At 68.3% G+C, this 22883-nt stretch carries 21 protein-coding genes and 2 pseudogenes; 12 read left to right on the forward strand and 11 right to left on the reverse strand.

Annotation, left to right across the window (positions count from 1 at the left end; translation table 11 throughout):
* The coding region (locus KGQ19_RS29935; RefSeq protein ID WP_212015109.1) for a hypothetical protein at window positions 1-201 on the reverse strand (201 nt) is incomplete at its 3' end.
* A gap of 64 nt (window positions 202-265) precedes the next feature.
* Window positions 266-1513, reverse strand: a complete 1248-nt coding sequence (locus tag KGQ19_RS29940; RefSeq protein ID WP_212015111.1) for a DUF2690 domain-containing protein — start codon at window positions 1511-1513, stop codon at window positions 266-268.
* A 259-nt stretch (window positions 1514-1772) separates the two neighbouring features.
* Here KGQ19_RS29940 and KGQ19_RS29945 point away from each other — a divergent pair, with 259 nt between their 5' ends.
* Window positions 1773-2300, forward strand: coding sequence for an RICIN domain-containing protein (locus KGQ19_RS29945; protein ID WP_212015113.1), 528 nt, complete (start codon window positions 1773-1775; stop codon window positions 2298-2300).
* A 147-nt stretch (window positions 2301-2447) separates the two neighbouring features.
* Window positions 2448-2987, forward strand: a complete 540-nt coding sequence (locus KGQ19_RS29950; RefSeq protein WP_212015114.1) for a hypothetical protein — start codon at window positions 2448-2450, stop codon at window positions 2985-2987.
* A gap of 38 nt (window positions 2988-3025) precedes the next feature.
* Here KGQ19_RS29950 and KGQ19_RS29955 read toward each other — a convergent pair whose 3' ends face one another.
* Complete coding sequence (locus KGQ19_RS29955) at window positions 3026-3916, reverse strand: LysR family transcriptional regulator (protein WP_212015123.1); 891 nt, start codon at window positions 3914-3916, stop codon at window positions 3026-3028.
* Between the two features lie 228 nt (window positions 3917-4144).
* Between KGQ19_RS29955 and KGQ19_RS29960 the strand changes: the two genes are divergently transcribed.
* The gene (locus tag KGQ19_RS29960) at window positions 4145-5386 is read left to right on the forward strand and encodes an FAD-dependent oxidoreductase (protein WP_212015125.1); all 1242 of its coding nucleotides are present in this window, start codon (window positions 4145-4147) and stop codon (window positions 5384-5386) included.
* A gap of 108 nt (window positions 5387-5494) precedes the next feature.
* Window positions 5495-5944, forward strand: a complete 450-nt coding sequence (locus KGQ19_RS29965) for a DUF4240 domain-containing protein (protein WP_230419671.1) — start codon at window positions 5495-5497, stop codon at window positions 5942-5944.
* A 43-nt stretch (window positions 5945-5987) separates the two neighbouring features.
* On the opposite strand, the gene KGQ19_RS29970 is transcribed toward KGQ19_RS29965, so the two are convergent.
* On the reverse strand, window positions 5988-6443 hold the full coding sequence (locus tag KGQ19_RS29970) for a hypothetical protein (RefSeq protein ID WP_212015129.1): 456 nt from the start codon (window positions 6441-6443) through the stop codon (window positions 5988-5990).
* 410 nt (window positions 6444-6853) lie between these two features.
* On the opposite strand from KGQ19_RS29970, the gene KGQ19_RS29975 reads away from it, so the two are divergent.
* The 3 genes from KGQ19_RS29975 (at window position 6854) to KGQ19_RS29985 (ending at window position 9439) form a co-directional block, all read left to right on the forward strand.
* Window positions 6854-7048 (forward strand): hypothetical protein, encoded by a 195-nt coding sequence (locus tag KGQ19_RS29975; protein ID WP_212015131.1) that lies wholly within the window; start codon window positions 6854-6856, stop codon window positions 7046-7048.
* A 3-nt stretch (window positions 7049-7051) separates the two neighbouring features.
* Entirely contained in the window at window positions 7052-8656 is a 1605-nt protein-coding gene (locus tag KGQ19_RS29980; RefSeq protein ID WP_212015133.1) for a molybdopterin-dependent oxidoreductase, read from the forward strand.
* A gap of 90 nt (window positions 8657-8746) precedes the next feature.
* Window positions 8747-9439: a zf-HC2 domain-containing protein gene (locus KGQ19_RS29985; RefSeq protein ID WP_212015135.1), complete on the forward strand. Its 693-nt coding sequence runs from the start codon at window positions 8747-8749 to the stop codon at window positions 9437-9439.
* A gap of 73 nt (window positions 9440-9512) precedes the next feature.
* On the opposite strand, the gene KGQ19_RS29990 is transcribed toward KGQ19_RS29985, so the two are convergent.
* Complete coding sequence (locus KGQ19_RS29990; RefSeq protein WP_212015137.1) at window positions 9513-10676, reverse strand: epoxide hydrolase family protein; 1164 nt, start codon at window positions 10674-10676, stop codon at window positions 9513-9515.
* A 140-nt stretch (window positions 10677-10816) separates the two neighbouring features.
* Here KGQ19_RS29990 and KGQ19_RS29995 point away from each other — a divergent pair, with 140 nt between their 5' ends.
* On the forward strand, window positions 10817-11434 hold the full coding sequence (locus KGQ19_RS29995) for a TetR/AcrR family transcriptional regulator (protein ID WP_212015138.1): 618 nt from the start codon (window positions 10817-10819) through the stop codon (window positions 11432-11434).
* On the opposite strand, the gene KGQ19_RS30000 is transcribed toward KGQ19_RS29995, so the two are convergent.
* Together KGQ19_RS30000 and KGQ19_RS30005 are read right to left on the reverse strand one after the other, a co-directional pair.
* Window positions 11428-11976 carry a COG4315 family predicted lipoprotein gene (locus KGQ19_RS30000; protein ID WP_212015140.1) on the reverse strand — a complete coding sequence of 183 codons (549 nt, stop codon included), beginning with the start codon at window positions 11974-11976 and terminating at the stop codon, window positions 11428-11430. The two genes, KGQ19_RS29995 and KGQ19_RS30000, sit on opposite strands and share 7 nt — an antisense overlap.
* Before the next feature lie 21 nt (window positions 11977-11997).
* Window positions 11998-12327, reverse strand: coding sequence for a hypothetical protein (locus KGQ19_RS30005; RefSeq protein WP_212015142.1), 330 nt, complete (start codon window positions 12325-12327; stop codon window positions 11998-12000).
* Between KGQ19_RS30005 and KGQ19_RS53000 the strand changes: the two are divergent.
* The 3 genes and pseudogenes from KGQ19_RS53000 to paaK all read left to right on the forward strand — a co-directional run.
* Window positions 12311-12718, forward strand: a pseudogene (locus KGQ19_RS53000) (amidohydrolase family protein); the annotation flags it as partial. The gene KGQ19_RS30005 and the pseudogene KGQ19_RS53000 sit on opposite strands and share 17 nt — an antisense overlap.
* Window positions 12719-12769: 51 nt before the next feature.
* Window positions 12770-14345, forward strand: a pseudogene (gene aceB / locus KGQ19_RS30010) (malate synthase A).
* Window positions 14346-14525: 180 nt separating this feature from the next.
* The gene (gene paaK / locus KGQ19_RS30015) at window positions 14526-15893 is read left to right on the forward strand and encodes a phenylacetate--CoA ligase PaaK (RefSeq protein ID WP_307856556.1); all 1368 of its coding nucleotides are present in this window, start codon (window positions 14526-14528) and stop codon (window positions 15891-15893) included.
* Between the two features lie 1738 nt (window positions 15894-17631).
* Here paaK and KGQ19_RS30020 read toward each other — a convergent pair.
* The 4 genes from KGQ19_RS30020 to KGQ19_RS30035 form a co-directional block, all read right to left on the reverse strand.
* The gene (locus tag KGQ19_RS30020; protein WP_307856557.1) at window positions 17632-18690 is read right to left on the reverse strand and encodes an ABC transporter ATP-binding protein; all 1059 of its coding nucleotides are present in this window, start codon (window positions 18688-18690) and stop codon (window positions 17632-17634) included.
* Complete coding sequence (locus KGQ19_RS30025; protein WP_212015146.1) at window positions 18687-19787, reverse strand: ABC transporter ATP-binding protein; 1101 nt, start codon at window positions 19785-19787, stop codon at window positions 18687-18689. Before KGQ19_RS30025 ends, KGQ19_RS30020 begins: the two co-directional genes overlap by 4 nt.
* Complete coding sequence (locus KGQ19_RS30030; protein WP_212015148.1) at window positions 19784-20794, reverse strand: ABC transporter permease; 1011 nt, start codon at window positions 20792-20794, stop codon at window positions 19784-19786. The genes KGQ19_RS30025 and KGQ19_RS30030 overlap by 4 nt, the downstream gene beginning before the upstream one ends.
* Window positions 20795-20925: 131 nt before the next feature.
* Complete coding sequence (locus KGQ19_RS30035) at window positions 20926-22590, reverse strand: ABC transporter substrate-binding protein (RefSeq protein ID WP_212015150.1); 1665 nt, start codon at window positions 22588-22590, stop codon at window positions 20926-20928.
* Between KGQ19_RS30035 and KGQ19_RS30040 the strand changes: the two genes are divergently transcribed.
* Window positions 22580-22750, forward strand: coding sequence for a hypothetical protein (locus KGQ19_RS30040; protein WP_212015152.1), 171 nt, complete (start codon window positions 22580-22582; stop codon window positions 22748-22750). The two genes, KGQ19_RS30035 and KGQ19_RS30040, sit on opposite strands and share 11 nt — an antisense overlap.
* Window positions 22751-22883: the final 133 nt, after the last annotated feature.

Below are 22883 nucleotides of genomic sequence, written 5' to 3' on the forward strand. Positions count from 1 at the left end.
ACTCCAGCCCCCACCAAACTCCACCCGCCAACGAATCCCGCCCGTCGACCGGCACATCGCGAACCACATCGAGAACCACATCGCGAACCACGCCACGAACCACGCCACGAACTCCCGAGCAAAGCGCGAACTCCCAGGCAAACGTTGCCCGACACGGCACCAGTCGGTCGGCTCGGGCATGGGGAAGCAGACCGTCGTCATCTTTTCCGACCTTGCGTGGTGCGCCGTATCCTGCGGGTGGCGGGTACAGCAGGGAGCACGCGCCTCAGGGTGATGCCGGCGCCGTGGGGCTCCCAGTCGGCTGCTTGGGGGCTGCCGGGGTGGGCAACGCATCGCGGCAGGTACCGCCCAAGTGGAGGTAGGTGTTGTCGATGGTGTAGATGGGTCCTGCGGTGTCGGGGCCGACAACGCCGTCGACGGAGAGGTTCTGCTCACGCTGGAAGCGCTCGATGGCGCCGATGGTGGTGTCGCCGTTGACGCCGTCGACGGGGAGTCCGGCGTGGTCCCAGTAGTTGAGGGCCTGCTGGATGCAGCGCACTCCCGTGCCGACGTCGCCGGGGCGGATGTAGGCAGGCGAGCTGCCCTGGATCGCGGTCGTCGCTCCCTGGGCCGGGAGAGGACCGGTCGGGGGCAGGGTCTGCGCCACGGTGCACACCCGGGCCCCGGCGTCAGTCGCGCACGCTGTGACGCTCGCCGAGGCTGTGACGTCGATCATGGGTGTGTAGCCGTCGATGCCGTAGTGGATCATCGAGGATTGCTGCTGGCCGGCGGCGGTTTGGACCGAGACGGTGTCGCCCGGCCGCCCGTCGGCGACCTTCGCCCACGCCGCCTGGCAGGCCGGGCTGTACCGAAGCTGCACGTTCAGCAACGGTCCCGTGTCGCCGAGCAGCGTGCGAGTAGTCACTGTCCGGGCGTCGTATCCGCAGTTCGCGATCTGAGGATCCGCCCCGGCACACAGCTGTCCTCGACATCGGGGAGCGACCTCGGCGTTCAGAGCCGGGCCCGTTTTGACCAGCCCGACCGATACGGCCGGGCTGTCGCCGCCCAGTACGGGCACCAGGAGGGCCATCAGGACCATGCTGAGCCCCGCGGCCGTCACCGAAGTCCGCGAAGCCAGCCGCAGGGCGCGCCGCCGCGCTGGTCGGCGGTCGGCGAGGGGGCCCGGGTTCAACGGCCGGGTGTCGTCGGCCGCTGCTGGGTCGGGGTCTGCACCGTCCCCGTCCTGGGTTTCGGTGTCCGCCGTCTCACTCGGGCCGGCGGAAGAAGGCTGGCGCGCCCGACGCGCCAACTCGACAAGCCCGTCCGATCCGATTCCGGTCTGGACGAGCTTGGCGACCGCCTGCACCGGCACCGGACGCTTGCCGTTGAGCCAGCGCTCCCACGACGAACTGCTGTAGTGCGTCTGCCGGCCAAGCTGTTGCAAGCTCAGCCCCGACTCGTCCTTGGCCCCGCGCAACGCCTCCACCAAAGCACGTTGTTCCTCGCCGAGGTCCTCGGGCAGCTTCCCCCACACAAGCCTCTCCCCAATGAAGCGTTCACCCCGTTCCCGACCGTCTCCCAAAGCGCAGGCCAGCGCTTGGAGACGTCACCAAAAATCCCCATCCGGACACGAACTGTAGTCAGCGCGCCGCCTGGCCCACAAGGCTGGCCGTATCGCCTCAACGCCCGGGCCCAGGTCCTATATCCGGGCCCTGACCGGCTGTTGATGACGCGACTGCACTGCCTCCCGCTCTGTCCATCGCGAGCGGGTCACCGAATGAAGGGACATCCATATGCACAAGCTCAATCGCATCGCCGCCGCTACCTTCGCGGCAGCCACCGCCCTCGGTTTCTGCGCTACGGCGGGATCGGCGCAGGCGGCCACGGCCCGCCCGGCGGCGGCAGCCAACCAGTGCCTGCACAAGTGGACCTTCCAGTCCATGGGCTTGAACGACAGCTCGCCGGCCGGATACCTGAACGTCGACGGCGGCGGAGGCAACACCTCGTGGGTGATCACCTGGTACTCCTCGCCGAGTGCCAGCAACGAGTACTGGTGCATGGAGCCGGCGTCCGAAGGCGGTTGGTATTTCCACCCGTCCTATGACCTGTCGTTGTGCATGGACGTGCCCAACGGCCGCTACGCGGCAAACCAGGATCTGTGGATCCACACCTGCAACGGCACCATCGCCCAGCGCTTCACCTTCGGCTCCGGCGACACCCTCATCCGGACCGAGGGCAACCTGGACTACGGCCTCGAGGACAACGGGTACGGCCATGTCGTGACGCTGGAGAAGTCCCCGGACCGCAGCTACTGGCGGTGACCTGACCGCTCGGCCGCGTCGGATCGCGGGGGGTCCGACGGGGCCGACGCAGGTTTGCTGGGAACTCCTGGACGCTGCCGTGTATGGCCGATGTCTAGCATCGGCCATACACGGCATGGATGACCCGGCGCTGGATATGGTGGCCCCATGCCCGACGGTCGCCCGGTTCCGCCCGCCGATGGATGGCGCGCCGAGCCGCTCGTCTTCAGCCTGTACGACTTTCTTCGCTCCGGTTCGTTCGAAGACCTCCGGATCGGCCAGCCGAAGGAGCTGGTCCGCAGCCGGGTTCCCGAGCCGCTGGACTGGGCGTTGACCGGTGACGGCACCGAATCGGACCTCTGGTCGTACGGCCGGCTGGACCTGATCTTCGTGGACGGGAAGCTGTCGTCAGTCTTCTGCGACAATCTCGGCGGATTCGGTGACGAGTCCGCCGAGGAGGACCACGTCACGGTCGATCCGTGGTTCCTCGCCGATCCGCTGCCGGGGATGGCCGACGTCCGGGGGCGGCTCGCGGGCAAAGGGTTGGCGGTGCGGGAGAGCGAAGTCGCCGGGTATCTGCGGGAGTATCGACGCGATCTGGTGGTCGAGGGCAGCGAGGTCACGCTGATGTTCGAAGCGGACCGCCCCGGGGTGCCCTTGGTCGCGTTCTGGCTGGACCGCGAGCAGTCTCCAAACTCCGAGCCCTGATCGTCAACCGCGGCTTCGACCGCTGCTGGGCGGTCCGTTCAGTGGGAGCCCTCTTCGCGGCTGTAGTCGATGACGACCTGTGCGACGTCGCGGACCACCACACGCGTCTCGGTCGGCCAGGCGAGCCAGGTGAACAGCGGGACCTCTGGTTCGGTCAGCGGCCGCCAGGGCCATTGCGGCAGCAGGCGGCGTGCGGAGTGTTCGATGAGCAGGACCGCGTCTGCTTTCGCGGCCTCCGCGCAGGCTAAGGCGTGTTCGGAGAACTGGGCGAAGTGCCAGTGCGGGACGGCGCCGGCGTCGTGGGCGGCGATGACCAGGCGGTCGCCGACGACGGGGACCTGGCCTCTGCCGTGGGCCAGGACGCGCAGGGCGTCGAGGTCGCCGAGTCGGCAGGCCGGCTGGTCGGCCAGGTGGTGGCCGGGGCGCAGGGCGATGCCCAAGGGGGTGTCGAACAGGTGCCCGCCGTTCAGCTCGGCTGTGGGGTGTTCTCGGACGATGCCGAGGTCGAGGCGGCCTTCGCGGAGCATGGTCAGCTGGTCCGCGCTGCTGGTCTCGGTGAAGGCCACTGTTGCGCGGGGGACTTGGGTTTCCAGGACGGCCAGCAGGCGGAGCAGCCACCCGTCTGCGATCCCTTGCGGGATCCCCATGTGCACCGCCTCACTGGCCGGGTTGATCGCGCTGCGCACCATGCCGGTGGTGGCGTCGGCGAGCCGCAGCAACACCAGCGCGTGGTGGTGCAGGGCGGCTCCGGCGTCGGTGACCTTCGTCCCGCTCGCGCTGCGGTCCAGCAGCTTGGCGCCGACTTCCCGTTCGAGCTGCCGGATCTGCCTGCTGAGTGAGGGCTGGGTGATGTGGAGCCGGTCGGCGGCTCGGGAGAGGGAGCCCTCGGAGACGACGGCCGCGAAGTACCTGAGATGACGCAGTTCCACCGGGCTCCCCGCTCCAGGATATGCCCTGGAGGCATACCTACCCTGATTGATCGGCATTGGACAGTGTGCTGCGAAGGCCGGTCTACTGGACGCGCGAGCACGGGTGATGCGGTTTCTCGGTCCATCGTGGCATGGTCGCGGCGCGCCATGGCTCGCCGGCTGCTCCGCGCCTGATGCCTGGCGGGCAGAGCCCCGACTCAGGGAACCGATCCACCGGAGGGATGATCAGTGGTCGAGCATTACGACGTCATCGTTGCGGGCGGTGGATCGGCGGGCATCGCGGCCGCGATCGGTGCCCGGCGGGCCGGTGCCCGGGTGCTGCTGATCGAGCGCGGCGCCTGCCTGGGCGGGGCGTCGACGCTTCGCGGCGTGGTGACGTATTGCGGCTTGTACACCCTCGATCTCGAGCAGGTGGTGTTTGGGGTCGCCGAGGAGATGCTGGTCGGGCTACGCGAGCTCGGCGCCGTCACCGAGCCGCGCAAGTTCAAGGCGGTGGCGGTGGTGTTCGACCCCGAGGCGGTCAAGCGCGTCGCGGACGAACTCTGCGAGCGGGCCGGCGTGGAGGTGCTGCTCCACACCACCATCTACGGTGCCGTCCGCAGCGGTGAGCAGATCACCGCCGTGCAGGTCACCGACCACTCCGGCGTGCACGAGTACACCGCCGAGACGTTCGTCGACGCCACCGGTGAGGCCGACCTCGCCCACTTGGGCGGTGCGCAGGTGCGCTACGGCAACGACGGCAAGGTGCTCAACGGCACTTTGAGCGTCAGGTTCGGCGGCGTGCCGGCTGACGCGCCGATCACCCGGGAGACGGTGTCCGCCGCGCTGCGTGCGGCCAAGGACGCCGGGATGCCCGGCCTGAGCGGGACCACCGGGCTGATCACGCGGATGCCGGTGTCCGGCGACCTGATCACCTACGTCGCCGATGAGGAATACGACGCGCGCAGTGCCGCGGACACCAGCCGCGCCGAGCGCGGCGGCCGCGTCCAAGCCCAAGCCTGCCTCCAGGTCATCAGGACCCTGCCCGGCGGCGCCTCGGCCTACATCGTGAGCACCGGACCGGAGCTGGGCACGCGCGAGTCGCGCCATCTGATCGGACGCACCCAGCTGACCGAGAAGCAGGTGCTGCACCCCGGGCCGGTGACCGACGCCGTGGCGATCGGCGCGTGGCCGATCGAGACCCACCCCGGCCCCGGGCTGCCGCTGGAATGGACGTACCTCGCTGAGCCCGGCTACTACGGCATCCCGCTGGACGTGCTGCGCAGCCGCGACACCCCGAACCTGTTCGCCGCCGGCCGCACCGTGGACGGCGATCGCGGCGCGGGCGCCTCGTTGCGGGTGATGGGCACCGCTTTCGCGACCGGGCAGGCCGCCGGCGTGGCCGCGGCGCTCACCGCCCTCGGCCTCGACGCCGAGACCGCCGCGGTCCGCGCCGAACTCAAGCGTCAGGACGCACGGCTGCCGGACTGAGCACACTCCGGTCAGATAGCTGCTTCTTGCGGCGGCGCGGCGGCGCGGCGGTGCGGCGGTGCGGCGGTGTCTGTGGTGTCTGTGGTGTCTGTGGTGTCCGGCATTATGATGGTCGTGGATGAAGACAGCTTCTGGCAGCTCATCGAGCAGTGCAGCCCATCCGACCCCGATGCGGACCATGCAGACCATGGAGACCAGCTCGCGGAAGCCCTGACGGAAGCTCTCGCCGTCGGACCAGTGTCCACGATCCGCGGCTTCGCCGAGCAACTGGCGTGGGCGTTGTACCGGCTGGATCGAAGGGAATTCGGGAGGGACCTGTCCGCTGACGCTTTTCTCTACACGCGCTGTGCTGTCGTCGCCGACGGCCGTGCCGTCTACGAGGGCGTGCTCGCGGACCCAGCGCTGATCGCCCCGTACGTGAACGGTCTGGTGTGGGCCGAGGACCTGCTCTATGTGCCCGATGAGGCTTACCGGGAGCTGACCGGGCAGGAGTGGGAGTACAGCACGCGCTACGACTATGAGACGGGCTCCAACACGGACGGCTGGGCTGGCGCGTAGCTACCACAGCCCAGACGGATCGTGGACGCTACCGCGACGTCTGTCATCGGCCCGCACGCCGTGCGGCGCGACTGTCGTAAACCGCCTGCCAGACGAGCGGACGTCGGCAGGCAGCGCAGCGCGTGGTCCTGCCATAGACGGCGCGCGGAGCCACGAGGATCCCGATCTCCGTACCGATCAAGGCAAGCGGCAGCGCTATCAAGGCGCTGAATTTCACGTCATCCGAGTCCGCGAACACGGCGGCCACCAGGATCAGCAGCGGCATCGCCGACGCCCCTACCAGCCGCGTCGCAGCCGTAGTGCGCAGAAGCGGACGCGCGCAAGCCAGAAGCAGGCCGCCGACAATGCCGGCCGCCATGCCGACCCCGGCCCCGACGATCGCGCCGATCACGGTGCCGATGACCAGAATCGGGGAGCCGACGAGGGCGCCGAGCGCCGCTCCGGCAACGGTGCCGTACACGATGCCGCGCCCGAAGATCTCGAGCCGGGTTCCGGCCACCGCTCCTGGCCGCCACCAGCACGCCTGGCACCCCGCGTGGCGCTCGTCGTGGCCGTGCCGATGGCCGCTCCCATCGGCGTCGCGCTGCGTATGGACGTCTGTCGGGGGGTGGGGATCGCGTGGCGAGGTTCCGGTGGATGGCGCATCGCCTGCTGTGTTCATGCATTCCCCCTGGCCGATCTCTCTTTTGAGCGACTGCTTAAAAGGGAGCTTAGCCGAGCCTTGAATCGCTCGGGGAACCTGTCATGCTCCGCAAGACGACGCGGCGGGTGAACCGGGCGTCCGTCTGGAACGTGTCACCGTCGGCAGGCGTCGGACACGGTGACCGTCTCCGGACCTGCCGGCACGCGAAAGCCCTGGCCACGGCAAAGCCCTGACCAGGTTTCACTTCCTCGTAGACGGAGCACCTGATGTGGATTCGCGGCATTGTCGGCATCGTCCTGATCGTGATCGGAGGCGTGTGGACCGCTCAGGGCTCCGGTGCGATGCACGGGTCGGCGATGACCGGCCATTCGCAGTACACCGGGCTGGGAGTGGTGGTGATCCTCATCGGGCTGGGCCTGGTCGGGTGGGCCTGGCGGCTGCGTAGCCGCGGACCGCGGTAGACGATGGAAGCGCCGAAGGAGCCACAGGCCGAGGCCCGCCGTGCGGCGTGGCTGGTGGGCGGGTTCATCGGGCTGCTCGCCGCGGCTGTGGGTGTCGCAGTGGGCGAACTCGGTGCGGCGGTGTCCGTGGAGCTCGGGGCCAGCGCCCCGAACGCGCCGGTCGTCGCGGTCGGGCAGTGGGCTATCGATCTGACCCCGGCGTGGCTCAAAGAAGTAGCGATCCGCAATTTCGGGTCGCACGACAAGACGGCACTGCTCACCGGTGTCTACGTCACGATCGCCGTGGTCTCCGTACTCGCCGGGGTGCTGGCCCGCCGGCATCTGGCGGCGGCGACCGGGCTGGCGGCCGCTTTCGGGCTGTTCGGCCTGATCGCGGCGCTCACCCGGCCGGTCGTCGGTTTCGGCGGGTGGTTCCCCGCGCTGCTGGCCGGTGTGGCCACTGTCGTGGTGCTGCGTTCGCTCACCGTCTGGAGTCAGCGGGAGAGCGTCTTCGGCGCGGCCGGCACGGCTGGCGCGGGCGAGCCCGGCGACCGCGAGCCCGGCGACCGCCGCCGCTTCCTGCTGACGTTGCTCGGAACCGGGGCGGGCGCGCTGGTCGGCGGCTTCGGCAGCCGGGCCTGGCTCGATTCCCGCTACAACGTCGCCCCGGCGCGCGCCGCTGTCGTCCTGCCCGAGGCGAGCGAGCCGCTGCCCGCGCTGCCCGCGTCGGTGCACCCGAACGTTCCCGACCTTGAACCCTTCTTCACCCCGAACGCTCAGTTCTACCGGGTCGACACGGCGCTGACGGTCCCGCAGGTCGACCCGCGCAAGTGGATGCTGCGCATCCACGGCCTGGTGGACCGGCCGTTCGAGGTGAGCTTCGCGGACCTGCTCAGGATGCCGCTGGAGGAGCACGACCTCACCCTGACCTGTGTGTCGAATACGATCGGCGGTCCCTATTGCGGGAACGCCCGCTGGCTGGGAGCGCCGCTGGCGCCGTTGCTGCGCCAGGCCGGCGTCCGGGCCGGGGCCGACCAGATCCTGTCCACGTCCTTCGACGGCATGACCATCGGCACCCCGGTGGAGGCGGTGCTCGACGGCCGCCAGGCGATGTTGGCGGTGGCGATGAACGGCCAGACGCTGCCGGTCGAGCACGGCTTCCCGTGCCGGATGCTGGTGCCGGGCCTGTACGGATACGTCTCGGCGACCAAGTGGGTCGTCGACCTCGAACTCACCACCTTCGCCAAGGACGCCGGATTCTGGGTGGGGGAGGGCTGGGCGCAGCAGGCACCGGTGAAGACCGCCTCGCGGATCGACGTCCCGGGCACGGGGGCGTCGCTGCAAGCCGGGACCGTCGTGGTCGCCGGCGTCGCCTGGGCCACCCACCGCGGCGTCGCCGGGGTCGAGGTGCAGGTGGACAAGGGCCCGTGGGTGACCGCGGAGCTGGCGGCGTCCGACACGCCGGACACCTGGCGGCAGTGGTCTTACGCGTGGCACGCGACGGCGGGCCAGCACACCTTGACCGTGCGCTGCACCGACGGGACCGGGACCCTGCAGACGCCGGTGATCCAGGACACGCTCCCCGACGGGGCGACCGGCTACCACTCGATCCAGGTGACCATCGGTTGATTTCGCGCTGATCGTGGGCTGAGCCGGAGATCGAACCGGAAGGCGCCTCCAACCGTTTCCATAGTGGAGTGGTTGGGAGGCGATCGGGCCGTGAACGCACGCGACGGGCGGGCGGCCGACAAGTGGCGGCAAGAGCGCCACGCTCACGACGAGCTGCGCCTCTCGCTCGGCGCGTATGTGCTCGGCGTCTTGGCCGAGGCCGAGTCGCGACAGGTGCGCGAGCACCTGACCGGCTGTGCCCGGTGCCGTGCGGAGTACGGCGAACTGCTCCAGGTGCGGACGGTGCTGGATCGCGAGGTCGCGGCGGCAGTGCCTGGCCCGCGGCCGGCCCCCGCTCCATTACCCAGCCCCGCGGCTCGGCAGTCTCGCGAGGCGCCGACTCCCTGGCGCCGCCGCCTCGGCCTGGCTGCGGCCGGGGCGCTACTGGCCGGCACCGCCGGTGTTGGTGGTGCGCTCCTGGTCGGCGGTCATTCCGGCACACCGTCGGGTACCCGCACCGTCGCCGCCACCGGCCAATACGGCCTGACCGCATCGATCCAGTTCCACCCCGAAGCGTGGGGCACTCAGCTGAAGGTGACGATGAGCAACGTCCCGGCCGACTACACCTGCACGCTGACCGCGGTCGGCAAGGACGGACACGGAGAAGTCGCGGCGAACTGGTCGTCCGGGCCGCGCGGCGGCACCGTGACGGTCCCCGGCGCCGTGGCGCTGCCGGCGGCCTCGATCGACCACTTCGAGGTGTCGATCCCGCCGGGGATCGACCTGGTCGTCCCGGCCGGGTGACTTGACGTCGGTCGCGCGTCGCGCGTCGCGCGTTATGCGTTACGTGTTACGTGTTACGTGTTACGCGCTGGCGTCAGGACCGAAGGGCGCGCAGGCCGGTGCGGATTTCGCTGACCAGGATCTCGGGCTGTTCCAACGCCGCGAAGTGCCCGCCCTTGGCGGCCTCGCCGTAGTGGATCAGGTTGCTGTAGGTGTCTTCGATCCAGCTTCGTGGCAGGAGCGGGATGTCCTTCGGGAAGACGGTCACCGCGACCGGGAGCGTCAGCTTCGGGCCGGCGAGAGTGGCCGAGTTGTTCTCCCAGTAGATGCGGCCGGACGAGGCCGCGCTGTTGGTGAACCAGTACAGGGAGATCGCGTCGAGCATGTCGTCCAGGCTGAGGGCGTCCTCGGCGAGCCCGCGGTTGTCGGTCTTGGACTGGAACTTCTCGTAGATCCAGGCTGCCTGGCCGGCGGGAGAGTCCGCCAGGGCGAATCCGACGGTCTCCGGTTTCGTGCGCTGAAGGTGGTTCGACCCGCCGAGATCACCGGTGTAGAGCGCGAGGGTCTCCACGGCGTAGCGCTGCTCGGGCGACAAGGCGTCGGGTATCTGTGCGGGAAAGGCGTACTGGGTGTTGAGATGAATGCCGGCAAGCCCCTCAGGCCGCATGGCCCCGAGGGCGGTCGTGACGACGGCACCCCAATCGCCGCCCTGCGCGGCCCATCGCGGATAGCCGAGACGCTTCATCAGCTCCGCCCACGCACTTGCGATGCGCGACACGGTCCACCCGGTCTGAGTGGGCTTCTGGGAGAAGCCGAACCCGGGCAGCGACGGGACGACGACGTCGAAGGAATCGGCGGCGTCTCCTCCGAACGAAACCGGATCGGTCAGCGGGCCGATCAGCTTCAGGAACTCCACGATCGAGCCCGGCCATCCGTGCGTGAGGATCAGCGGCATCGCGTGGGGATTCTTGGACCTGACGTGGATGAAGTGGATGTCCAGCCCGTCGATCTCGGTCAGGAACTGGGGGAAGCGATTGAGCTCGGACTCCAAGCGCCGCCAGTCGTAGCCGTGTGCCCAGTGGTCGACCAGAGATCTGGCGTTCTCCACGCGGACCCCTTGCGACCAGTCGCCCACGGTTTCCGGGTCCGGCCATCGGGTTCTGGCCAGTCGCTGCTTGAGGTCGGCGAGCTCCGAATCCGGGATCGAGACGGTGAACGGGCGGACGAGGGTCGAGGCCGGCAGTGTCGGTGCGGTCATTGCCTACTTCTCTCTTCTTGTCTCTTTTTGAGCGTCTCTTTTTGAGCGTCTCTTTTTGAGCGGCAAAGCACAGCGCAACACTTCGTTGCACACTGGTGTGCAATCTACTTCACTGCACACCGGTGTGCAACAATGGTGGCGTGCCCACCGAGTCCTCCCGTGCGCGCTCGATGAACGAGACCCGCGATCGCATCCTCGACGTCGCCCTCGATGTGCTGGGGGAGAACCCCGACGCGGGAATGGGCGACATCGCCTCCGCCGCCGGCGTCGTCCGCCGCACTGTCTACGGCCATTTCCCCTCGCGCCTGGACCTGGTCCGGACGCTCACGGAACGGGCCGTCACCGAGATGACGGCCGTGCTCACCGAGATCAACGCCTCCGGCGCGGAGGCGGACGCGACATGGGTCGAGTTCATCGCCCGCGTCTGGCCGGTGGCGCACCGGTACCGAGTGCTGTTGGCGCTGCGCCGTGGCGAGTACGGCGAGGCGATCCACGGCCTGCTCGGGCCGGTCGATGAGCTCCTCGCCGATCTCGTGGAACGGGGCCAGGGCGGTGACGTGTTCGCGCAGCACCTGCCGGCGGGCATTCTGAGCCAGCTTGCCTATGGCCTCGTGTTCGCCATCGCGGACAGCGAGGCGTCGAACGGGACGCGCGGCGCTCGGGCCGCGACGATCACCAGCCTGCTGATGCTGGGAGTTCCCGAGGCGCGCGCGATCGCTCTCGTGGGCGACCGGCCCACAAGCGCTGCGGTTCAGTAACCGCCGCCGCCACCGGAACTGCTCGGCGCGGGAGTGGACGGCATGGTGGACGCGCTACTGACAATGGCGTTGCCGTTCGTGCCGACCACGTACCAGGTCCCGCCGAAGGTCGCGACGCCCTCGCCGGTCACGTCAGTGGAGTTGGTGTCGCCGGCGTAGGTGTACAGCGGGTGCCCGTTGTAGGTGACCTGGGTGGTGTTGTCGGTCCTGGCCGTTGTGCCGACCATGGAGGCGGTGACGCCGCTGCTGGTGGGCGTCCCGGTCGTGAGGTCCGGAGCCCATATCGCCGCACAGGCGTTGTAGCAGGTCGACGTATTGCCCTTGTCGGCCGTCAGCAGGTACAAAGTCCGGCCGGAGCTGTTGACGAGGATCTGGCCGAACTGCGAATTCTGTGTGTGCAATGCGGACGAGGCCGCGGGAGCGCTACTGGATGTTGAAGGCGTGGTGGATGCCTTGCTGCTTGAGCTGCCGGAACTGCTGCATCCGGCTACTAGAGCCGCGGCGCCGAGCAGGCCTGCTGAAGCGATGATGAGACGGTTCATGAGGAACTTCTTCCGAGGGGATTACCGCTTCGCCTGATGCGATGCTGACAAACCATCGGTTGACAAACCACCGGCTGACAAATCATCGGGTGGTGAAGCGTCTTTCCCCTCAAAACGGCTCAAGGCGCCTGTCGGTTCATCCCCGAGTGTGTCCTCGCCGACGTAGGCCTGCTCGCGTAGCGGCAGTTCTTTGAGGAACCAGGCGAGCGCGAACGCGATCAGCGAGATCGGCACCCCGATCAGGAAGACGACGTACAGCGAGTCATTGAAGGCCAGGACGAAGCCGTGGCGGACCGCGGACGGTGGCGCGTCGAGCTGGGCCGGGCTGGCTGTGATGTCGCTGCCGTGCACACCGTTCTACACACCCGGAACCGTCGTCCGCGATCTGCCGCCGTTCCTGACCGAGTTCGAGGACGTGTTCGTCATCGACCACATGGGGTACATGAAGGCGTCGGACGGGTTCACCGCGGGGCCTTTCCAAGGCTTGATCGAAGTCCTGCACCACGGGTACGGGCACATCAAGCTGTCCGGGCCCTACCGCGTCGCGCCGGGCCAGCCGCTGTCGGCGACCGGGCCGCTCGGCCGCGCCCTGGTCGGCGCCCGGTCCGACCGGCTGGTGTGGGGGTCGGACTGGCCGCACCTGCCCGACGGTCAGCGGGACACCGGCGAGCTGCTCGACCTGCTGGCCGACTGGGCACCCGATGCCGAGGACCGGCACCGGATCCTGGTCGAGACGCCGGACCGGCTCTTCTTCGCACACTGCTTTTCTGCGCACACTGAAAGGACGTATCCCATGTCGGAGATCGCGGTGACGGGCAAGCCGGTGGAACGAGGCGAGGAGATCCTGACCCCGCAGGCCCTGGATTTCCTGGCCCACCTGCACCGGCGCTTTGCGGCGCGCAGAGACGAACTGCTGGCCGCGCGCGGTGAACGCCGGGCTCGGCTGGCCGCCGGCGGGAGCCTGGACTTCCTGCCCGAGACCAAGGAGATCCGCGAGAGCCCGTGGCAGGTGGCGTCCGCGCCGTCGGACCTGACGGACCGGCGGGTGGAGATCACCGGGCCGACGGAGCGCAAGATGGCCATCAATGCCCTGAACTCCGGGGCGAAGGTGTGGCTCGCCGACCTTGAGGACGCCAACACCCCGCACTGGCACAACGTCGTCTCCGGACAGGTCAACCTCTATGACGCGGTCCGTCGACAGATCTCGTACACCTCCCCGGAGGGCAAGCACTACGCCCTCGATCCGGACGTGCCCACCGCGGTGATCGTGATGCGGCCGCGCGGCTGGCACCTGCCCGAACGCCACGTCCAGATCGACGGGAGCGCGGCGGTCGGCGCCCTGGTCGACTTCGGGCTCTACTTCTTCCACAACGCGCAGGAGTTGCTTGCCCGGGGGAGCGGGCCCTACTTCTACCTGCCGAAGATGGAGAGCCACCTCGAGGCACGCCTGTGGAACGACGTCTTCACCGAGGCCCAGGGCTACCTCGACGTGCCGTACGGCAGCGTGCGCGCCACCGTACTGATCGAGACCGTCCCGGCCGCCTTCGAGATGTCCGAGATCCTCTACGAGCTTCGCGACCACGCCTCCGGGCTGAACGCCGGGCGCTGGGACTACCTCTTCAGCATGATCAAGTGCTTCCGCGACGCCGGCGAGGGCTTCGTCCTGCCCGACCGGGACGGCGTCGCGATGACGGTCCCGTTCATGCGTGCGTACACCGAACTGCTGGTGCGCACGTGTCACGCCCACGGAGCGTTCGCCATCGGCGGCATGGCCGCGGTCATCCCCAGCCGCCGCGACCCCGAGGTCAACGCCACGGCCCTGGCCAAGGTGCGTGCGGACAAGCGGCGTGAGGCCGGGGACGGCTTCGACGGCTCGTGGGTCGCCCACCCCGACCTCGTCCCGGTCTGCCGCGAGGAGTTCGACCGGGTGCTCGGCGACCAGCCCAACCAGCTCGACCGTATGCGTGACGACGTGAGCACGACCGCCGCGGGACTCCTGGACGTGGCGTCGACGCCGGGTGCCGCGACGATGCGCGGGCTGCGCGCGGCGGTCGACGTGGGCGTGCGCTACCTTGCCTCCTGGCTCGCCGGGGTCGGCGCCGCCGCCATCCACAACCTGATGGAGGACGCCGCGACCGCGGAGATCTCCCGCTCCCAGCTCTGGCAATGGGTGCACAACGGCACGCGCCTGGACACCGGGGAGACCGTCACCCGGGAGCTGGTGCTCGCCGTGCTCGCCGAGACCCGTTCCGCGCTGGCCGAGGAGGCCGGGCCGCAGCTCGCGGCGGCGTGTGAGCTGTTCGAGCAGGTCGCGTTGAGCGGAGTTCGCCGAGTTCCTGACCTTGCCGGCCTATGAGCGGATCGACTGAGACCGACTGAGACTGACTGAGACCGACCGAGACCAGCTGAGACTGACTGGGACCGACGGCTTCTCAGCGTCTCCCCTCTTGACAGCCTGAAACGGATACGGTTTTCTCGTTTCTGTCGGATCCTAACCGAACGTTCGGTAGGCGCTCCGGCGGCGGCGGAGACTCTGAGGAGGCGGCTCGGTGAGCAGCGAATCGAATGCGTCCGTGGGGTTCGCAACGGGGCCCGGAACACGGTTGGGCGAGCCGTTGCCGGACGACCTGCGCGACGCGGGGGAGCGGCTGAGCGCGGCGGAGCTCGCCGCGTCGCAGCTCCAGCGATTGCAGGCGACGCTGCGCCACGCCTATGCGAACGTGGAGCTCTACCGTCGCAAGTTCGATGCCGCCGGGGTGCGGCCCGAGGACTGCAAGCGCCTGGCGGACCTCGCGCGGTTCCCCTTCACCACCAAGGCGGATCTGCGCGACACCTACCCCTACGGCATGTTCGCCGTGCCGATGGACCAGGTGCGGCGCGTGCACGCCTCCAGCGGGACGACCGGCCGCCCGACGGTGGTCGGCTACACCGAGGACGATCTGTCGATGTGGGCGGACGTGGTGGCCCGCAGTATCCGGGCCGCCGGCGGGCGTCCGGGCCACAAGGTGCACATCTCCTATGGCTACGGACTGTTCACCGGGGGGCTCGGCGCACACTACGGGGCCGAGCGCGCGGGCTGCACGGTCATCCCCGCCTCCGGCGGTATGACCTCGCGCCAGGTGCAGCTGATCCTCGACTTCAAGCCCGAGATCATCATGGTCACCCCGTCCTACATGCTCACCCTGCTCGACGAGTTCGAGAAGCAGGGCATTGATCCGCGCGACACCTCGCTGCGGATCGGGATCTTCGGCGCGGAGCCGTGGACCGAGCAGATGCGCCGGGAGATCGAGGAGCGCGCGGACATCCACGCCGTGGACATCTACGGGCTGTCCGAGGTGATCGGCCCGGGCGTGGCCTGCGAGTGCGTGGAGTCCAAGGACGGCCTGCACATCTGGGAGGACCAGTTCTACCCGGAGATCGTAGACCCGGCCACCGGCGAGGTGCTCGCCCCGGGCGATCGCGGCGAGCTGCTGTTCACCTCGCTCACCAAGCAGGCGCTGCCGGTCATCCGCTACCGCACCAGGGATCTGACCCGGCTGCTGCCGGGCACCGCGCGGGCCCCGTTCCGCCGGATGGAGAAGGTCACCGGACGCAGCGACGACATGATCATCCTGCGCGGGGTGAACGTGTTCCCCAGCCAGCTGGAAGAGATAGTGCTGCGCACCGAGGGTGTCGCCCCGCACTTCCAGATCGAACTGAGCCGCCGGGGCCGGATGGACCACCTGACCCTGCGCGCCGAGGCCAGGCCCGGCGCGGCAGCCGCCGACCCCGCGGCGCGAATCGCGGCGGCCGCGGCGATCACGCGCGCCGTGAAGGAAGGCGTCGGAGTCAGCGTGGAGGTGCGGATCGAGGACCCCGACACGCTGGCGCGCTCCGAGGGCAAGCTTCAGAACGTCAAGGACCTGCGCGGGCAGTAGCGGATCGCCGCATTCCGATCGCCCGGTGCGATCGCCGCGCTGACGTGGGCGCTAGCGCTGTATCAGGCAACGTTGCCCTGGTGATGACTTGGCCTGGGCGGAGGTTGTCGGTGTGGCGGTTTCGCTGGATTGCTGGCCGGGTTGCGGTTGGTCTGTGGTTTGAAAGGCGATTTTTACGGCCTTCGGTCATGGTTGTGCCGGTTCGGGGTTCGGGGCGGCAGGTCTGTAACTCGGCTGCCAGTTCGCGCGTTCACAACCCCGCCCCACCTCAGGCCTCTTCAACTCCAGCAAGTCAGAGCAAGGGCAAGATCAACAGCAAGGTCAACAGCAAGGTCAAGGTCAAGGGCTGTGGTGAAGGGCCGGGCCTCCGGCGGGCCTCGGCAACCTCAGGGAAACTAGCGCGGTTCCCTAGGGTGGCCGGGTGAGTCTCAGCGGCTGCGGTTTGTGGGGTGGTGCGGTCCGTTCCCCTCGGTCGCGTCGTCAGCCCGGGGGGTACAGCACCGGTGTCCGGGGGTAAAGTCCGCGCGCTGCGGTCATGCGTGTGAGCTGAGGTTTCGTTCGGCGCGAACTTGACCCCCGGCCACCGGCACTGTAGGCGAAGCCCTGCCGACGCGACCGAGGGGAACGAACCGAAAACCGACCGGAAGAATGGCAATCGCAGGGACCGACAACGCGGGTCGGCGATGCGGCTGCCGGTGAGGGTGTGGCGGCGGGTCAGTTGGTCGAGAACATGCCCGGGTGCGGTGCGGGACAACGCGCCCACAACAACCAACCGCCAGTTGCTGATATCCCGGCAGGCCTTGCTGCCCGCAGCATCGGCGTTGGCGGCCAGGTCAATCCGCTATCCGCCGGTGTCCATCTTGATAGTCGAGCCGATCCGGCGCCCGCCAACCAGGGATGTGCACACCGGCACCGGCGCGTTAGCCAGCACCTTGACCGGCGGCCGTATCCGCCGAGCCGCCGGTACCCGCACCACCCGTTTTGTATTTCTCCGGCTGGTTTTCGGTTCGTTCCCCTCGGTCGCGTCGGCAGGGCTTCGCCTACAGTGCCGGTGGCCGGGGGTCAAGTTCGCGCTATCAAAACCGCAGCTTGCAGGCCCGACCGCAGCGCGCGGACTTTACCCCCGGACACCGGTGCTGTACCCCCCGGGCTGACGACGCGACCGAGGGGAACGGACCGCACCACCCCACAAACCGCCGCCGCTGAGCCCTGACCCGGCCACCCGAGGGAACCGCGCTAGTTTCCCTGAGGTTGCCGAGGCCCGCCGGAGGCCCGGCCCTTCATCACAGCTCTTGACTTTGATCTTGCTTGTGGTTCTTGATCTTGCTGTTGATCTGGCCTGTGCCTGTGCCCTTGTTCTGACTTGCTGGAGTTGAAGAGGCCTGAGGTGGGGCGGGGTTGTGAACGCGAAAACCGGCAGCCAAGTCGCATACTCGCCGACCCGAACCCCGAACCGGCACAACTATGACCGAAGGCCGTAAAAAGCCTTTGAAACCCACACCCCAACCGCACCCCGGCCCGAAAACTCCAACCCCCAAAAAAGATCCGCCCCCGGACAGCCCCTAACAGGCGCAGCGCTCACCAGCCCCGCAAAGCCGAAAGCCCGGCGGAAGCGAAAGCTCCCGCCGGGCTGACCCGGACTGATCCGACTGTCCCGGACTGACCGGGACTGACTCGAGCTGACCCGGCTGCCCCGAACCGACCCGGGCCTAACCAAGCCGAACAACCACCGACCGCACTACGCGTTCTCCGGAAAGTGGCAAGCCACCTGGTGCGCGTAGCCGGCCTCGGACAGCGAGCCGATCTGCAGCAGCGGCGGCTCCTGCGTGCGGCACACGTCCTGCGCCTTCCAGCACCGGGTGTTGAAGCGGCAGCCGGCCGGGGGGTTGATCGGCGAGGGGACGTCGCCCACCAGGCGGATGCGCTCCACCTGTCCCTCGGCCTTGCCCTCCTTGCGGTCCGGGTCCGGGATCGGGACCGCGGACAGCAGGGCGTTGGTGTAGGGGTGGTGCGGCTTGGTGTAGAGGTCGGCCTGGTCGGCGATCTCGACGATCTTGCCCAGGTACATCACCGCGACGCGGTCGGAGATGTGACGGACCACCGACAGGTCGTGGGCGATGAAGACGTACGCCAGGTTCAGCTCGGTCTGCAGGTCCTCCAGCAGGTTCATCACCTGGGCCTGGATGGACACGTCCAGGGCCGAGACCGGCTCGTCGGCGATGACCAGCTTGGGCTTGAGGGCCAGGGCCCGGGCGATGCCGATGCGCTGACGCTGACCGCCGGAGAACTCGTGCGGGTAGCGGTTGTAGTGCTCCGGGGACAGGCCCACCAGGGACAGGAGGTCCTGGACCGCCTTCTTGACGCCGTTGGGCGTCTGGATGCCCTGGATGTGGAAGGGCGCGCCGACGATGGTGCCGACGGTGTGCCGCGGGTTCAGCGAGGACTGCGGGTCCTGGAACACCATCTGGATGTCCCGGCGCAGCGGCCGCAGTTGGCCCTGGCTCATGTGCGCGATGTCCCGGCCGTCGAACACGATCTGGCCCTGGGTCGGCTCGTCGAGCCGGGCCAGCAGTTTGCCGGTGGTGGACTTGCCGCAGCCGGACTCGCCGACCAGGCCCAGGGTCTCCCCGGCGCGGACGGAGAAGCTGATGCCGTCCACCGCCTGCACCGCGCCGACCTGGCGCTGGAGCAGGCCACGCCGGATCGGGAAGTGCTTGACCAGATTGTTGACCTGCAGCAGCGCGTCCGGGTCCACCGTGGAGGTCTCGGACGTCTGCGCCGTGGTTTCCGTGCTCACAGCGACCCCTGGATCTTCTCGGTGTATATCTCCCGGCGCCGTGCCGGGTCCATGTGGCAGCGCACCAGGTGTCCCGGTGAGGTCGCGGCCAGCAGCGGGATCTCGGTGTCACTGCGGCCGCCGGTCTCCACGGCGCCGTAGGGGCACCGCGGGTGGAAGGCACAGCCGCTGGGCACGTTGATCAGCGAGGGCGGGTTGCCCTGGATCGGGGTCAGGCGCGCGGCCCGCTCCCGGTCCAGACGCGGCATCGAGGCCAGCAGACCCCAGGTGTAGGGGTGCTCGGGGGCCTTGAAGATGTCGTGCGCACTGCCGTATTCGACCGCCTTGCCGCCGTACATCACCATGATGTCGTCGGCGAGTTCGGCGACCACGCCCAGGTCGTGGGTGATCACGACCAGCGCGCTGTTGAACTCGCGCTGCAGGTCCCGCATCAGGTCCAGGATCTGGGCCTGCACGGTCACGTCCAGCGCGGTGGTCGGCTCGTCGGCGATCAGCAGCGAGGGGTTGCAGACCAGCGCCATGGCGATCATCGCGCGCTGGCGCATACCGCCGGAGAACTGGTGCGGGAAGTCGTCCACCCGGGTGTTCGGCTGCGGGATGCCGACCAGCTCCAGCAGCTCGATCGCGCGCTTGCGGGCGACCGACTTGGAGACCTTGTTGTGGACCCGGTAGGCCTCGATGATCTGCGCGCCGACCGTGTAGAACGGGTGCATCGCGGACAGCGGATCCTGGAAGATCATCGCCATCTTCTCGCCGCGCAGCCGCCGGACCTCCTCCTGGGAGGCGGTCACCAGGTCCTGGCCGTCCAGCCAGATCTCGCCGGAGATCTGGGCCCCGCGCTTCTTCTTGCGGTCGTTCGCGGTGCGGTGCAGGCCCATGATCGACAGCGAGGTGACGGACTTGCCGGAGCCGGACTCGCCGACGATGCCCAGCGTCTTGCCCCGCTCCAGCGCGAAGCTGATGCCGTCCACCGACTTCACGACGCCGTCGTCGGTCGGGAAGTGCACCTTCAGGTCACGGACGTCCAGGAAGGCGCGCGGGCTGGTGTTCTCCAGCGCGATGTCCTCGACGATCGCCTCGGATGCTTCGTTGCTCATGAGACCCTCACTCGGGGGTCGACGACGCCGTACAGCAGGTCGACGACCAGGTTCGCCAGCACGATGAAGGCGCTGGCCACGATCGTGACGCCCATGATGACGGGCAGGTCGGACTGGTTCACCGCGTCGACCGCCTCCCGGCCGATGCCCGGCAGGTTGAACACCTGCTCGGCCAGCACCACGCCGCCCAGGGCGAAGCCGAGGTCCATGCCGAAGATGGTGACGATCGGGGTCAGGGCCGCGCGCAGCGCGTGCTTGAAGATGACCGTCCGCTCCGGCAGGCCCTTGGCCCGGGCCGTGCGGATGAAGTCCTCGTTCATGGTGTCCAGCATGCCGACCCGGGTGAGCCGCGCGTACAGGGCCGCCAGCCCGAACGCGACCGCGATCCACGGCAGGAGCATGTGGGTGAACCAGGAGATCGGATTAGAGGTGAACGCCACGTAGTCCGGATCAGGGAAGATGTGCCAGTTGACCACGAACGCCAGCGCCAGCAGCGGGCCGACGAAGTAGACCGGCAGCGAGACGCCGATCAGCGCGGTGATCATGCCGGCCCGGTCGATGAACGAGCCCTTGCGCAGTGCCGAGGCGACGCCGACCGAGACCCCGAAGATCAGCCACAGGATCGAGGCGCCGATGGCCAGCGAGACCGTCACCGGCAGCCACTGCGCGATCGAGGTGGACACCAGGGTGTTGGTCTTGAACGAGTAGCCCAGGCACGGGGCGTAGCAGTGCGCCATCTGGGTGCCGGTGTCGTAGTCGTACCCGAGGAAGATGCCCTTGATGAAGCGCCCGTACTGCACCCAGATCGGCTGGTCGAAGCCGAAGCGGTGGATGACGCCCTCGATCGCCTGGGGGCTCTGGGTCTTGCCGACGAACTGTGACGCCAGCGACTCCGTCGTCTGCCCGCCCAGGCGTGGGAAGACGTAGAAGATGAAGAACGTGATCATGCTGATCACGAACAGCAGTACGACTGCTGCGAACAGACGTCTGATGATGTAGGTAACCACGGAGTGCGGCGGCGGTCGCCCGGTGGCGCCGACGAAACCTTGTGGGTTCCGTCGGCGCCACCGAGGTTCCCTGCCTTCACCTGCCTATCTGTGAAAGCGAAGGGGGTTGGCCTTCGATGGGTGCGTGTTACTTACTGCACACCCAGGGCCGACATCAGGTACATCCCGAGACCCTGGCTGAAGATGACGTTCGTCAGCGACTCCGGCCGGTAGACCAGGTTCTTGTCCCAGACCAGCGGCACGACCAGCGCGTCGGACAGGGCCTGGTGGTCCACCGCCGCGTAGTCGTTGCCACGGGTGGTCGGGTCCGTCTCGGCCAGCGCCTTGGTGATGCCGTCGTCGATGGCCTGGTCCTTGTCCCACGACAGGTTGTAGCCACCGGCGTCACGGATCGAGGCCGAGTCCAGGATGCCGTACATGAAGCCGTAGCCGGACGGGAAGTCCGCGCCCCACTTCATGAAGCTGATGGCGACCCGGTGCTGCGCGACGTACTGCTTGTTGCCGGCGAACGCCGAGTTGTACTTGTCGAACGGCTTCAGGTCGATCGTGACGCTGATGCCGATGCTCTTGAGGTTGGTCTGAAGCGTCTGGACCATGTTCGCTTCCTTGACCGCGTTGTCACGGGCCATGACCTCGAACGAGCCCTTGACGGTGCCGTCGGCGTTGAACTGGTCCGGCTCGGCCTGCTGGCACAACGCCAGTTCCTTCTTGGACTGCGCGACATCGCCCTTGTTGCCCGGCGTCAGGTACTGGTCGCCGGCCTTCCAGCCCGGGATCGTGGGCGGGTCGATGGTGCTGGCGATGTCGCCGCCACCGGTCTCGCCGCCGGCCTCGGTCTGCATCGTGGCCTTGTCGACGACCCATTCGATCGCCTTACGGCAGTCGACGTTGTCGAACGGCTTCTGCTGGGTGTTGATCGCGAAGTACTCGGTGGAGTTCGCGTACGCGGAGTCCGAGTCGGCCTTGTACTTCGGGTTGCCCAGGATCTTGCTCTGGGTGGCCGGCTGCACGCCGACACCGGTCAGGTCGACGTTCGCCGCCCCGTCGAACAGGTTGTCGTCGATGGTCGAGACGTCCTGCTTGAGCTTGATCACGATCTTCGAGGCGCGCACCACGTGGAGCTTGTCCGGGTCGGTGCTCGGGTCGAAGGCCGGGTTCGGCGACAGGTCCAGCTCGTTGCCGACCTGGTAGTTGTCGATCTTGTACTGACCGGTCGAGTCGTAGGTCTTGAAGTAGTCCGCGCCGGTGTCCTTCGCCCGCGGCACCGGGGCCGAGCCCGGCAGCGCCATCAGGTAGTCGAAGTCGGAGAACGGCGTGGTCAGGTTGAACACGATGGTCTGGTTGTCCGGCGTGGTGATGCCGGAGACGCCGTCGTTCGGGTTCTTGTCCGCGTAGGGGCCCTTGTAGTGGGTGTTGTCCTGCACGAACTCCGGGAAGTACGACGGGCCGTTGATCAGGATGTTCTGGCCCCAGTTGGAGCGCTCGATGGCGTACTTGACGTCCTGCGACGTCACCACCGAACCGTCCTGGTACTTCACGCCCGGCTTGATCTTGTAGGTCCAGGTCAGACCGTTGTTGGAGACCACACCGGGCGCCTGGGCCAGGTCCGGGACCACCTTCGCGCCGGCAGCGCCGGGCTGCTGGGCGTAGGTCATCATCGGGCGCGACCAGTCGTCCATGATCGCCCAGGCGAACGCGTCGTAGGTGTTGCCGGTGTCGACCGAGTCGAAGTCCGACCGGTCCACCATGGTCAGGGTGCCGCCCTCTTTGTCAGTGGGGCGGACGATGCTGGTCACGGCGGCGTTGAAGCCGGTACCGGCGCTGGTGTTGCCCGAGGGCAGAGTGGTTACGGCAGAAGTCGGCGAGGTGCTCGTCGAGTTCGTCTTCGAACTCGAGCACGCCGAGGCTGCCAGAGCGACGGACGCGAATAGCGCCACGCCTCCCAACAGCTTGTGACGATTCATTGCGGGTGGACCCCCTTGGTCAGCCCGGCATCCCAGAATGTGGGATGCTTTCGGTGTCTGTGCAACTGATCTTGCTGATCTCGCAGATGGCGGCAGGGTCGCCTCCGAAGTGGAACCGCCCCGCC

It is taken from the genome of Catenulispora pinistramenti, assembly GCF_018274385.1.
Lineage (GTDB): Bacteria > Actinomycetota > Actinomycetes > Streptomycetales > Catenulisporaceae > Catenulispora > Catenulispora pinistramenti.

Bases quoted from the DNA above. Each gene is read 5' to 3' on its own strand.
- KGQ19_RS29945 (WP_212015113.1), top strand. From the start codon at position 1,773: ATGCACAAGCTCAATCGCATCGCCGCCGCTACCTTCGCGGCAGCCACC.
- KGQ19_RS29950 (WP_212015114.1), top strand. From the start codon at position 2,448: ATGCCCGACGGTCGCCCGGTTCCGCCCGCCGATGGATGGCGCGCCGAG.
- KGQ19_RS29965 (WP_230419671.1), top strand. From the start codon at position 5,495: ATGGTCGTGGATGAAGACAGCTTCTGGCAGCTCATCGAGCAGTGCAGC.
- KGQ19_RS29975 (WP_212015131.1), top strand. From the start codon at position 6,854: ATGTGGATTCGCGGCATTGTCGGCATCGTCCTGATCGTGATCGGAGGC.
- KGQ19_RS29980 (WP_212015133.1), top strand. From the start codon at position 7,052: ATGGAAGCGCCGAAGGAGCCACAGGCCGAGGCCCGCCGTGCGGCGTGG.
- KGQ19_RS29990 (WP_212015137.1), bottom strand. From the start codon at position 10,676: ATGACCGCACCGACACTGCCGGCCTCGACCCTCGTCCGCCCGTTCACC.
- KGQ19_RS30000 (WP_212015140.1), bottom strand. From the start codon at position 11,976: ATGAACCGTCTCATCATCGCTTCAGCAGGCCTGCTCGGCGCCGCGGCT.
- KGQ19_RS30025 (WP_212015146.1), bottom strand. From the start codon at position 19,787: ATGAGCAACGAAGCATCCGAGGCGATCGTCGAGGACATCGCGCTGGAG.
- KGQ19_RS30040 (WP_212015152.1), top strand. From the start codon at position 22,580: ATGCTGGTCACGGCGGCGTTGAAGCCGGTACCGGCGCTGGTGTTGCCC.